The organism is Robiginitalea aurantiaca (assembly GCF_030380815.1).
GTDB lineage: Bacteria > Bacteroidota > Bacteroidia > Flavobacteriales > Flavobacteriaceae > Robiginitalea > Robiginitalea aurantiaca.
The window spans coordinates 454,972-467,680 of sequence record NZ_JAUDUY010000002.1 but is presented as its reverse complement, the minus strand read 5'-3'; the positions used below and the strand labels follow the sequence as shown (position 1 = coordinate 467,680).

The 12,709-nt window shown below is 48.3% G+C and carries 7 protein-coding genes; 3 read left to right on the top strand and 4 right to left on the bottom strand.

What is annotated here, in order from left to right:
- Position 1 precedes the first annotated feature (1 nt).
- The gene (locus QU605_RS05640) at positions 2-7,165 is read right to left on the bottom strand and encodes a sensor histidine kinase (RefSeq protein ID WP_289724302.1); all 7,164 of its coding nucleotides are present in this window, start codon (positions 7,163-7,165) and stop codon (positions 2-4) included.
- Between the two features lie 198 nt (positions 7,166-7,363).
- On the opposite strand from QU605_RS05640, the gene QU605_RS05635 reads away from it, so the two are divergent.
- On the top strand, positions 7,364-7,861 hold the full coding sequence (locus QU605_RS05635) for a metallophosphoesterase family protein (protein ID WP_289724301.1): 498 nt from the start codon (positions 7,364-7,366) through the stop codon (positions 7,859-7,861).
- Positions 7,862-8,099: 238 nt separating this feature from the next.
- Here QU605_RS05635 and QU605_RS05630 read toward each other — a convergent pair whose 3' ends face one another.
- On the bottom strand, positions 8,100-8,432 hold the full coding sequence (locus QU605_RS05630) for a YegP family protein (RefSeq protein ID WP_289724300.1): 333 nt from the start codon (positions 8,430-8,432) through the stop codon (positions 8,100-8,102).
- Positions 8,433-8,631: 199 nt separating this feature from the next.
- On the opposite strand from QU605_RS05630, the gene truA reads away from it, so the two are divergent.
- Entirely contained in the window at positions 8,632-9,387 is a 756-nt protein-coding gene (gene truA / locus QU605_RS05625) for a tRNA pseudouridine(38-40) synthase TruA (RefSeq protein ID WP_289724299.1), read from the top strand.
- Entirely contained in the window at positions 9,374-11,140 is a 1,767-nt protein-coding gene (locus QU605_RS05620) for an ABC transporter ATP-binding protein (protein WP_289724298.1), read from the top strand. The genes truA and QU605_RS05620 overlap by 14 nt, the downstream gene beginning before the upstream one ends.
- Here QU605_RS05620 and QU605_RS05615 read toward each other — a convergent pair.
- Both QU605_RS05615 and cdaA read right to left on the bottom strand, forming a co-directional pair.
- Positions 11,137-11,913, bottom strand: a complete 777-nt coding sequence (locus tag QU605_RS05615) for a DUF3667 domain-containing protein (RefSeq protein WP_289724297.1) — start codon at positions 11,911-11,913, stop codon at positions 11,137-11,139. The genes QU605_RS05620 and QU605_RS05615 overlap by 4 nt on opposite strands.
- Positions 11,910-12,698 (bottom strand): diadenylate cyclase CdaA, encoded by a 789-nt coding sequence (gene cdaA, locus QU605_RS05610; protein WP_289724296.1) that lies wholly within the window; start codon positions 12,696-12,698, stop codon positions 11,910-11,912. The genes QU605_RS05615 and cdaA overlap by 4 nt, the downstream gene beginning before the upstream one ends.
- Positions 12,699-12,709: the final 11 nt, after the last annotated feature.

Genomic DNA, 12,709 nt, shown 5'->3' with positions numbered 1-12,709 from the left:
TTTATGTAGTCTCCGTTTTAAAGTTCATATAAAAGGTAGTGCCTTCGCCCTGGGTGGTTTCAACTTTTAATTCCCCCCCATGTGCCTTTACAATATCATAGCTCAGGCTGAGGCCCAGGCCGGTTCCCTCCCCTGTGGGTTTGGTGGTGAAAAAGGGCTGGAAGATTTTTTCGAGGACCTTTTCCGGGATCCCACCCCCATTGTCCGAAATTGAGATTTTCAATTGGCCGTTTTCCCTTTTGGTCCGTACCGATACTGTCGGCTCGTACTTGCCCTTTTCAGAAGCGCCTCCCCCGGCAGATTTTTCGTTGACAGCGTAAAAGGCATTGGTCAGCAGGTTCAGCACCACCCGGCCGATATCCTGTGGGACAACATCCAGGGTCCCGAGTTTGGGGTCAAAGTCGGTATTGATAGTGGCGTTGAAGGACTTGTCCTTAGCCCGCAGCCCATGGTAGGCCAGGCGTACGTATTCATCGGTCAGGGCGTTGAGGTCCGTGGGTTCGCGCTGACCGTCGCTGCTCCGGCTGTGCTGCAGCATACCTTTGACGATGCTGTCTGCCCGCCTGCCGTGGTGGACTATTTTATCCAGGTTGTTCACCAGGTCTCCGGTCAGGGCCTTTACTTCTTCCAAATCTCCCTTTTCCATTTCCTCTAGAAGTTCTTCGAGCAGTTCCCGGCTCACATCTGAGAAATTATTGACGAAGTTCAGCGGGTTTTTGATCTCATGGGCTATACCTGCCGTCAGTTCCCCCAGGGAGGCCATTTTTTCGGATTGTATTAGCTGGGATTGGGTGGCTTTCAGTTCATCGAGGGTGTTCTCGACCTTCAGCTTGGCTTTTTCCAACTCCCTGAAATCCTCATACCGGGCGTAGGCCACGGCAAAAGTCCGCGTAAGGGACTGGAGGATATCCATTTCAAGGTCTGAAAGCGGCTCGGCGCTGCCGACATAGAGCATGCCCTGGGCAAAGGGTACCTGGTGGAGTACCAGGCGTTCAGGTGGCTGTTCCCCCGCCTGGTAGGATTTCGCACTCTTCACCTGTCCTTGTTTCATCAATTTTTTGGTCATTTCCACAAATTGCGCCTGATCCCAATGTTCAACAAGGATTTGTTGCCTCCGCCAATGATCCACACCTTTTTGAATAAGGGACATATCAAAATCAAAAGGCAGATCCATGGCAGCCAGGGCCTTCCCCCCGGGAGTGGTCAGGTATACGTGTACCATTTGATTCACCTCATCCATAATAAAAACGCCACAGCGGAAAAAAGGAATACCCAAAGTGGTCAATTCTTTCCATACCAGGGGAGTGATGCGCTCCAAATCTTTGGCGGTGCGCATAGAAGCAATTTCAGCCCGGACACGGTCCAGGGACGCCTGCTTTATCGCTTCTTTTTCCCGTGCCTCTGCTTCCACAAGGTCATTGTAGCGCCGGTACGTAATCTCTACCACCCGGGAGAATTTTCTAAGGATACTGATCTGCTCCTCAGAATGCGGAGTGGCCGCCCAGGCGTACAAGCATCCTTCGGGAAAATAAAGGAAGCAGCCATAATGCTTCGAAGATGTGCCCAGTCCCTGAACATCCACGGATTTTTCCAACCCCTCGTAATAACTCTTGATTTCATTGCCCTCTAGGACAGGGAAATAGTCTTCTTGCGACCTTAAATGGGAATATATCTCCTCAAGAACGGGATGTCCTTCTAATCTGAATTTTCCGCTAACTTCTATGATTTCTCCCTTGTCATTTATTCTGGAAGTGACGATTTCGCCTATGGGATCTTTAGCGTCGAGCAGACCTAAACCCAGGCGCAGGGCCTGAATTTCCAGTTTTTTAAATTCTTTAAAGATCACCGTAATGGTCTCGCGCAAATCTTCAGAACTGTGCATGGCCATAGCCTTTGCCCGGACCCGCTCCAAAGCAGCTTCGATCCTGGATTCCCGGGCCTGCTTTTCCGCTCGTTCCAGGTCCAGGAACCGGATATAGGTTTGTCCGAACACCGAGGCAAAACGGGTGAAAATATCCCGGATTTCTTCTTTTATAGGAGATTCCGAAAAGACAAAGAGGGTACCGTTGGGAAATATGAAACTGTTGTGCCATACGGAATCAGGGAGTTTGTCCAGGGCTACTTTTACAGGATATTCAGGGGCTTCATTGATAACTTTGAAATAGCTTAGTTTTTGAGCCCCTTCCAGAGTATATTCATATAAGGATTCCCCTTCGGACCAAGCTTTTTGCAGCCCCTGCAGCAAGGAGTGGCTGCGCATATCAAGGGGTCCAGAATGCAGGGTAATAGCGCCTTCATCCTTTAAGGACGCCGTCCAGACCTGCATAACCTGAGAAGGATTGAGGATGCCGATGCCACAGCGTGTGGAATTCCCTATCCCAAGGCTCAGGAGTTCATTGAAGAAGGTAGTCACCATATCGGCAATATCCTCAGTATTGTGCATGGCCATGGTCTTGGCCCGGACCCGCTCAAGGGCCGCCTCGATTTGTGCTTCCCGTGCCTGGGCTTCCGCCTTCTGAATATCCAGGAACCTTTGGTAGAGGCGTCCGAATTCCTTGGCAAACCTGACGACAAGCTCCTTTTCCTCCTCCGTGGCCCTTCGGGAGTGGTTAAATCCAATGTACCCGTAATTACAATGCCCCTGGGTGGTATACAACCCTTCCGGGTAGTCAGATGCATAAATGCGCTGATCTTCCGGCAAGGCGTTCATTACCTCATGAAGGACATCCCAAAGGTAAGGCAGGACTTCTGGGGGGTAGTCAATACAGTCAAGGGCGTGAAGTTCACTTTTTTTCCAGTTGGCAAAAGAGTTTTTCCATGCCTCTACGGCATTTACATCGATTTGCTGTTCCGCAATCGTGCGGTTTGTACCGCTGGTGGCAATGCGAAGCGTAAAGGTCTCATTTTCCTCATCGAATAGCGTTAGGTGAGTGAGCACAGGGTTGATCCCCAGGAAGTCAAACTGGTCAAAAAGGACTCCCAGAACATCTGTTAGTTCGTCCGTTGAATGCATAGCCATGGCCCGCGCCCGAATCCGTTCCAGGGCGGCTTCAATTTGAGCCTCCCTGGCCTGGGCCTCAGCTTTTTGCAAGTCGAGATACCGCCTGTAGGTTTGTCCGAATACGCTGGCAAACCTTTCCAGGACTCGATTGGCCTCCTCTGATAACGGGTTTTGTGTAAAGGCAAAGAGGACTCCATCCCTAAAGAAGAAAACATTGTTATACTGCTTGTCCGGCAGCGTTTTCAAGTCGACTTTTAACGGATACTCCGGTTCGTTGTTGAGGGCCCTGTAATATCGGGTGACATCCTCGCCGGTTAATTCATGATAAAACCTTTTGACTCCTTTTTCTCTGGCTTTTGTGACCTCCACAAGCATGGGGTGAACACCCATATTCAACATCCCCATCTTCAGATCGACATCCCCTTTCAGATCAGAATTTACAGACCAGGTCTCCATTCTATCGTTTTCATGGTGGATTCCAATGCCACAGCGTATAGAATTATCCAGACCCAGACCTACAACCTCCTGAAATAATGTAATAACAGTATCCGAGACATCCTGACTGTTATGCATGGCCATTGTTTTTGACCGTACACGTTCCAGGGAAGCCTCTATTTGTGATTCTCTGGCCTGGGCCTCAGCTTTCTGCAAGTCGAGATACCGCCTGTAGGTTTGTCCGAAAACGCTGGCAAATCTTCTCAGGATGTTTTTGGCCTCTTCTGTCAGCCGATTTTCCGTGAATGAAAACAAGATCCCTTCCGAAAAAAAGAAGCTGTTGTGGAATTGCTTTTCCGGAAGACGCTTCAGGTCGGCATTGAACGGGTATTCCGGTTCATTATTCAAAGCTTTGTAATAACGCTGAACATCTTCCCTGTCGTAATCGTACTGATACCCTGATTCTCCATTTTTCCAGGCTTTTTTAAGCCCCCTTAGCATGGGGTGGATCTCCATATTGAGCATCCCCATCCTCAAATCTATTTCCCCATCCTGATAGGCATTTGCAGACCAGGTTTCCATGCCATCATAGCCTTCCAGAATTCCAATACCACAGCGGATAGACTCATCCAACCCCAGTTTTTTTACTTCTTCAAAAAGGGTCGCTACCGTTTCGGAAACATCCTGGCTGTTATGCATAGCCATTGTTTTTGACCGTACCCGTTCCAGACCAGCTTCTATTTTTGCTTCTCTTGCCTGGGCTTCAGCCCTTTGAAGATCCAGAAAACGGGTGTACGTCTGTTCGAATACCTTGGCAAAGCGATACAGCGTTTCCTTGTCCTCTTCACTCGAGGTCTCGTGCCATGACATACTCACCGTCCCGTATTTGTGGTTTGCATCCACGAATTCGAGACGGTCATAGCGATTCTTCTTTTGCAATTGTTCAAAATAATGCCCTCCGAGCCTTTCGTCCATACCTACCAAAAACCCCATTACAACTTCCTCACCGGGCAAGGACACGTAGGAAAACCGGTCACCGTTCAGCCAGGATTTAACCGACGTATCCTCGAATTGGGCCGAGGGTTGCTTGTGGTAAATGGGCTCATCCCCGTGCCCAGCAATGGGCGACAACCACATCTCGAAATAGCCTTCGTCCAGGTGCCAGATACTGATCCAGGCCTGAATGAAATCCACTTCCAGAGCTTTCAACTGGTTGAACAACACGACAACCACCTCGAGGAGTTCTTTAGTAGAATGCATGGCCATGGATCGCGACCTTACCCGCTCCAGGGCCGTTTCTATCAGAGCTTCCCTGGCCTGGGCTTCGACATTTTTCAAATCGATAAAGCGGGTGTAGGATTGGTCAAAAACACTGCCGAATCGCTCTAATACCTGATTCTCTTCATCTGTAAAAACTTCCAGGCTGTATCGGTAAAACTGAATGAACGAATTATTAGATAAGACCGTGGTTCTGGATAATCCGGGGCAAGAAAATATATAATCCTGTCGGGTCTGGGGAACATCCCTGTGATTGGAATTATTGAAGTAATGCTCGAAAATACTGTCCTTCTGCGACTTGGTAAGTTGATCCGAAAACACGGATTTACCTTCTTTATCAGCACGAGAAATGCGGTCAAAAGCGGCACTTCGTATGTAGGGTACGTGTACTTTTTCCTGTCGCGTATATACTTCTTTGCTCCCGGAAGAAATAGCCAGCCACATGTGCCAGTCTTTAGAACCTCCCACCTTCTCATTGATCATTGCGGCATCTATCCCAATCCCCAATTGATTGAGCTGCTCACTCAGGATATTGATGACATTAAAGAGCTCAGAGCTGTTATGCATGGCCAGGGAAGCTGCGCGAACGCGTTCCAGGGCAGCCTCGATCTGTGCTTCCCGGGTCTGTGCTTCGGCTTTTTGAATATCCAGGAATCGCTGGTAAAGCCTGCTGAACTCTGTGGTAAACCGCAGCAGGATATCCGCTTCTTCAGGGTTGGCTTCCCTGGTTTGGTTGATGCCCAAAAAGCCGAATTTACAATAGGCCTGGGTAGTGTACAGACCGTTGGGGAAGTCCCGGGGAGACACTTTTTCTCCTTTTGGAAGCTTCGAGAAAATCCCATCGAAGAGCTCCCAAATGGTATCGAGGCCTTCTGTAGGAACCTCAAACCGCGTAATTGGATCCGGGTCCGTGTCCGGGGATTTGATGGAATCAGAAATATGCGCCCAATGCTCCGAAGCATCCAAGGCAATTTTTTCCTCCGCCATGATGCGTTTTCCGTTCCGCCCTGTCATTCGGTAGGTAAACGCATTCTCCTCCAGATGGAGTAGGGTCAGGTGCGTCCAGACCGTTTCCACCCCAAGTGTTTTCAACTGCTGGAAGATGACGGACAGCACTTCCGTGAGCTCCGAGGATTCCTGCATAGCCATAGCCCGTGCCCGAATCCGTTCCAGGGACAGTTGAATTTCGGCTTCCCGCACCTGGGCTTCCGCTTTTTTAAGGTCGATGAATCGGGTATAGGTTTGCTCAAAGACTTTACCGAAACGCCCAAGGAGGTTAATTGAACTTTCAGGAATGGGCTCCGGGGTGGAGACCAGCAACATTCCATGTCTGAAAAACACAGCCGAGTGTACCCTGCGGTCTCGTTTGAGTTTTTTGTTAAAGGGCAATCCAATAACCTCTTCCAGGTGAGAGATCCAACGCTGCAAATCTTCTCCGGTTTGATCAACTTCAATGGATTTCTTTCCGGCCTTCCAGGCAGAATACACTTTGGCAAGGGTGGTAGGTTCCTCAATACTTCCCCTGAAAAGTCGGTTGATCTGTTGCCCCCCTTGTTCTGTGGACCAAAATTCGATAACACCTTCTTCCTCCTGGACGATTCCGATATTCAGACGTTCAGGTGTATCCCCAAGATTTTCGATTTGTTCAAAAAGCACCGCGGCCACCTCACTCAATTCCTCGCTCCTGTGCATGGCCATCGTGCGGGCGCGAACCCGCTCGAGTGCAAGTTGTATCTCGGATTCCCTGGCTTGCTTTTCTGCCTTTTTCAAGTCCAGGAATCGCTGATAGACCCTTCCGAATTCACCAGCAAACCGGGTAAGGATTTCGCGTTCTTCCACGGTTGGCTGTCTGGTATGGGTATATCCGATGTACCCGAATTTGCAATGGCCCTGGACGCTGTATCCCCCTTCCGGGAAATGGGCTGCGGTGAGTCTTTCCCCTTTGGGCATGCTCTCAAAGGTTTCGGCCATCAGGGTAAATAGCTGTTCAAGGTCTTCTTTGGCATAATAAAGCACCTCCACATCTTCGGAAGCACCGGATTTCCATTTATCGTAAAGGTCCTTCCAGATGTCCATGCCCTGGATCTCGACAACCTGCTGACCCTGGATGCGCTTTCCGGAAATACCTGTAGACCGGTAAGTAAACGTATTTTCTTCCGTGTTCCAAAGGGTCAGCCAAACTGTTAACGGATCGATTCCGAGGCGGTCAAACTGTTGGAAAAGCGTACTTAGCACATCACTTAATTCCTCCGAGGATTGCATGTCCATGGCGCGTGCGCGTACCCGTTCCAGGGCCGCCTCAATCTCCAGGGCCCTTTCGCGCTGGCGGAGGGTTTCCTGTAATTCTGAAAGTTTGTCTATAGGTTTCCCCGGCCGATTTCCGCGTTTTACCGGAGTCTGAGATAAAGCACCTTTTTCCTTCCCGGTACTTTTATTCGGCTTTTTGCTCATCTTCAAATTCGATTTACCGTGTGGGGGTCAGAACCCGGGGAAGCAGAGTAGTTTACTATTCGCAATTCAATCATGTACAAACTCGTTTTTGTGCATGCAGGAAGTTACAAAAAAGGACGGGATTGCCATCAACTTTTAAAGACCGATTAAACAAAGGAACTCCTACAGGCTTTCTATCTTTGCGACTTACATTGCACAATGTCTAAAATCCTTCTTCTTTCCGATACCCATGGACATATGGATGACCGCATTCTGGACTATGCCGGGCAGGCTGATGAAATATGGCACGCCGGGGACATTGGTTCCCTCCAGGTGACTGATGCACTGGCGGAACTAAAACCCGTTCGGGCCGTTTACGGGAATATTGACGGTGCGGAGGTGCGACGGGAATTTCCCCTGGACAACCGTTTTACCTGCGAAGGCGTTGAGGTTTGGATTACCCATATTGGGGGATATCCGGGAAGGTATCAGAAAAGGGTAAGGGAAGAAATGCTTATGAATCCTCCAAAGTTGTTTATCTGCGGGCATTCGCATATTCTAAAGGTGCAGTATGACAAGCGTTTTGAGCTGCTGCATATGAACCCCGGTGCTTGTGGGAAAGTCGGGTTTCACAAAGTGCGTACAATGCTCAGGTTTGCCATTGAGGGTTCGGAAATTAAGGACCTTGAGGTGATCGAATTGGGGAAGCGAGGATAAAATTCCGCAGGAGTGTAACCTCAGGAGGGGGAATTACCGGAATTTCTAAAAAAGGGAAAAACCCTTAGTCCCCCATGCCAAATTATTCAATTTCCACGCAAGCACCTTTCATGTAGAGGCTTTGAATAGTCTCTGTCATTTTGGAAATCCCTGAGGACAGGTATTTCTTCGAAAAAAACGTAAAAAAAAAGAAGCCCTCTGAGGCTCCTTTTTTAGGCTTCGTATCGCATGAAATGACTTAGGCGGAATGGTCTTCCACAGGGGAATCCGAGGCGTTTTTCTTTACCGAGGCAATCCCGTTTTCCATGGCACTTTCGCTTGAATACATCTGGCTGGTCCCAATGACTTGTCCATTGGTAGCCATAAGGTCGAAGTACGGTTGATCACTTTTGGATAATTTTCTTTCGAAGCGGGCATCGTCCTTTGAGTTTGTCCTTACGGATTCAATGCCGTTTTCACAACCAGCCTTGCTCGTATATCCCTGGCTCGTCAGGATAACCTGTCCATTTTCTGCTTTTAGGTTGAAACGGAATTTCCCCGCTTTGTCGGTGTTAATTTCAAATTTTCCCATGATAAGTGTTTTTTTTAATTAGCTCTAAAGCTACTAAACTTTGGGAATTTTCCAATGAGACGGCCTTCTCTTTTTAAATCAATAACCAGGAACTTTTTTTATAAATCCATTTGTACATATTTAAAAAAGGCAACTCCGAATGCCTTCACATACAACACTACATGAATCTTTATCTTTGCATGTAAAATGTGTTATTCCCATGCGCTATTTTCTCCAGTGCTCCTTTTTTGGCAAAAATTACCACGGCTGGCAGCGCCAACCAGCGGATATCTCTGTGCAGGAAGTTATTGAAGATTGCCTCGGGAAGCTTTTGGGCCAGCGCATTGAAATACTCGGAGCAGGACGCACCGATGCCGGGGTGCACGCACGGGTGATGTATGCTCATTTTGACTGGGATGCACCCTTACCCGAAGATTTGGTTCATCGTCTGAATGCCTTCCTCCCCCCGGACATTTCCATCCAACGCGTTTTCCCGGTAGTGCCGGAGGCCCATGCCCGTTTTGATGCGCTGAGCAGGACCTATGAGTATTTTTTGGTGCAGCATAAAGATCCCTTTCAGGAGCATACGGCCTTTTATCAGAACCGCTCACTGGATTTCGATGGGATGAACAAAGCGGCCGGGTATTTAATAGAGTTCGAGGATTTTAAGGCGTTTTCAAGATCCCGGACAGATGTCAAAACCTATTTCTGCAAGATTTCGAATGCGCAATGGCATTGGGCAGGCGATAAATGGGTATTTACAATCACGGCGGACAGATTCCTCAGGAACATGGTTCGGGCTATTGTGGGCACTTTGGTGGAGGTTGGGAAGGGGAACCTTTCCCCGGAGGATGTTAAGACAATAATAAAAAGCCGGGATCGGTCCCGCGCCGGAGCCTCGGTACCTGCAAAAGGGCTATATTTGACCGGCATAATGTACCCTGAACAGATAGAACTCCAAGATGGAAAAAGATAGTGGTAAAGCATTTGACATGTACCTCTTTAAAAGGGTACTCGCCTTTACGCGCCCATACCCCATAACGTTTTTGGGAACGGCTTTGGCGGCCATTTTGCTTACCATTTTTTCCATCCTTACCCCATTGATCCTTAAAGAGATCATCGATATAGCCATTCCTCAGATGGACCGGGATATGCTTTTGAATCTCTCACTGGCCATGTTGGGTGTTCTGATTGGTCAGGTGGTTTGTCAGTTGCTTTTCACCTATTATGCCAACTGGCTGGGGGAATCGGTTATTATGGATATGCGCGTCCGGCTGTTTCGACAAATGGTCGGATTTCGAATGAAATATTTCAGCAACTCTTCAATAGGGGTGCTGGTAACCCGTTCGGTAGCGGATCTCCAGCGTATCGGGGAGATTTTTTCCCAGGGATTCTTCACCATTGTTGCCGATTTGCTCAAAATGCTGGCCGCCTCGATAATCATGCTTTGGTTGAATTGGAAGCTCGCCCTTCTTGTTTTTGCGATTTTACCGATTATTCTCTATGCGACCCGGCTTTTTCAGCGCGCGATGAAGGTGGCTTTTATAGAGGTGCGCGCACAGGTTTCCAATCTGAATTCCTTTGTGCAGGAACGCATAACGGGGATGAAAATCGTTCAGTTGTTTACCCGTGAGACTATGGAAAGTGAGAGCTTTCGTCTGATAAATGAAAAACACAAAAATGCCTGGTTAAAAACGGTCTGGTATAACTCTTTTTTCTTTCCCGTCGCCGAGATCGTAACCTCTCTGGCCATTGGCCTTGTTGTTTGGTACGGTGGATTGCAGAACATTGTGAATATTGGAAATGAAATCGCGGGGACCCTTTTCGCCTTTATCCTGCTGATCGAAATGCTGTTTCGTCCCTTAAGGCAGATTGCGGATAAATTCAATACGCTTCAAATGGGGATGGTGGCGGCAGGCCGCGTGTTTAAGATTCTGGATACGGATAGCCGTATTGAAGATACGGGCTCCCTGGATGTGGCACATATGGAAGGGGCGATCTCTTTCAATAAAGTTCGTTTCTCATATGAGCCCGGTGAGGAAATTCTACACGGGATTTCTTTTGATGTTTCCCCGGGGGAGAAGGTCGCTATCGTTGGGGCAACCGGGGCCGGGAAATCTACGATCATCAATCTGCTGAACCGGTTTTACGATATTGATTCCGGTACTATCCTCCTCGACGGTGCCGATATTAAGGAGTATACCCTTTCCAGTCTGAGGTTGAATATCGCCGTCGTCCTGCAGGACGTTTTCCTTTTTGCGGATACCATCGCAAACAACATATCCCTGGAAGACCCGGAGATCAGTAGGGAGGAAATAGAAAATGCAGCCCGGCAGATAGGCGTTCATGAGTTTATCAGCAGCCTACCCGGGGGGTATGACTACAACGTAAAGGAACGCGGGAGTATGCTTTCCAGCGGACAGCGCCAGTTGATCTCATTTTTGAGGGCTTATATGCGCAACCCCAGTATCCTTGTTCTCGATGAGGCCACTTCATCTGTGGATACGTATTCCGAACAACTTATACAACGCGCCTCTGAAAAGGTAACCGAAGGCCGAACTTCCATCATTATTGCCCACCGTCTTGCCACGGTCAAGAAAGCGGACAAAATCCTGGTGCTCGATAAGGGAGTGGTTGTTGAAATGGGTACCCATCAATCCTTGCTTGAACAGAAGGGATACTACAATGCGCTCTACGAAGCCCAGTTTATGGCCGAAGAGGTCCTTTAGGGCTTTGGGAGAAAATCCTCCAGCGTTACAACCCCGGTAAGCAGCATAATCAGGTTGATCAATAGGGAAAGGCCGAAATAGCCGATGATCACTAATACGGTGTACAGCATACTTCTTATCAGGGTAATTCCCAGCCCGTATCGGTGCAGTCGGATCAGAACGAAAAGGGAATACCCAATCATAAATACGATGTAGATCAAAGAGTATTTCAGGTAATCCTCCGGAACCAGAAACAGGATTAACATGCTTATCGGGAACGTCAGTATGGAGAAGTGGGCCAGGGAATAGGTTGCGGATACCACATGTTCCGGCAGGTTGTAATCCCTTTTATTAAAAGAAAGGATTCCTGCGATGGCCAGGAGTGGGATATAAAGCAGGAAGATGAAGGAATTATATTCCATCGTCGCGTCCAGGATTTTAGTGCTTGCGGCAGAAGAGGTACCCATCCCGAGGAAATCAAAGTCAATTTCATGGATACTATACTTCATGGCAAACAGGAGAATACCTGAAAGTCCCAGGGCGATCCCCAGATAACTCATCGGGTTGAGATAGCGTCTGCGGACCCCGTCTATGTAATCACCGATAACTTTTTCCGGGTGTACCGTCATGGTCCTGACCGTGCGGTGAAAACTGTTGTCCCAATCGAAAAATCGCTCCAGGATATCGGCAAACAACCCTCTGTAAGTAAGGCGATTCGGAGCGACTTTTGCACCACAGGCCGGGCAAAACACATAATCGGTCCTCAAAGCAGCCTTACAATTCTTACAGGTCATGTATTGAGGTCTTTGCTGATGATCCGTTCTAATTCCTCCATATCCTTGTAAGCGACAAATTCACCATTTTTTATATAGGAAATAGATCCGGTTTCCTCACTGACCACAAGGGTAAGTGCATCGGTGCGCTCCGTGATTCCAAAAGCTGCCCGATGGCGCAGGCCAAAACGATTTGGGATATTCTGTTGGCGGGATACCGGAAGAATGACCCGGGTGGCGACGATCTTGTTCCCTTTGATGATGGCAGCCCCATCGTGAAGCGGACTATTCTTAAAAAAAATACTCTCCAGGATCGGCTGGTTTATTTCAATCTGCATTTCATCCCCGGAGGACGTAATAAAATCCAGTGAGGTGTCCCGTTCAATTACTAGAAGTGCCCCTGTCCTGTTTTTGCCCATGATCTCACAGGCTCTGATAAGTGCATTTACATTGAGTTCCGTATTTACACCTTCCTCCCTTAGGAATTTAAAATGTTTTGTAAAACGTCGTTTTTTGGCAAAGTTCGTAGAACCAACTACAAGTAAGAATTTTCTGATCTCCTGTTGGAATACGATGATAAGGGCGATCAGGCCTACCTGCATAAAGCCCCCAACCATGCTCGCGGTCATGCGCATATCAAGGAGTTGCGTTCCTTTCCAGAAAGCCCAGATTATTACAATTCCCAGAAAAATGTTGATGGCTACCGTCCCACGGACCAGGCGGTAGAGGTAATAGAGCAGGATGGCCACCAGGAGTATATCGATCAGGTCCGTAACCCCTATGTCAAGAAAATTAAGAAAATCCAATCCCTTAGGCT

Excerpts from the sequence above, each read along its gene's own strand:
- QU605_RS05635 (WP_289724301.1), top strand. The coding sequence starts at position 7,364 with ATGTCTAAAATCCTTCTTCTTTCCGATACCCATGGACATATGGATGAC.
- truA (WP_289724299.1), top strand. The coding sequence starts at position 8,632 with ATGCGCTATTTTCTCCAGTGCTCCTTTTTTGGCAAAAATTACCACGGC.
- QU605_RS05620 (WP_289724298.1), top strand. The coding sequence starts at position 9,374 with ATGGAAAAAGATAGTGGTAAAGCATTTGACATGTACCTCTTTAAAAGG.
- QU605_RS05640 (WP_289724302.1), bottom strand. The coding sequence starts at position 7,165 with ATGAGCAAAAAGCCGAATAAAAGTACCGGGAAGGAAAAAGGTGCTTTA.
- QU605_RS05615 (WP_289724297.1), bottom strand. The coding sequence starts at position 11,913 with ATGACCTGTAAGAATTGTAAGGCTGCTTTGAGGACCGATTATGTGTTT.
- QU605_RS05630 (WP_289724300.1), bottom strand. The coding sequence starts at position 8,432 with ATGGGAAAATTTGAAATTAACACCGACAAAGCGGGGAAATTCCGTTTC.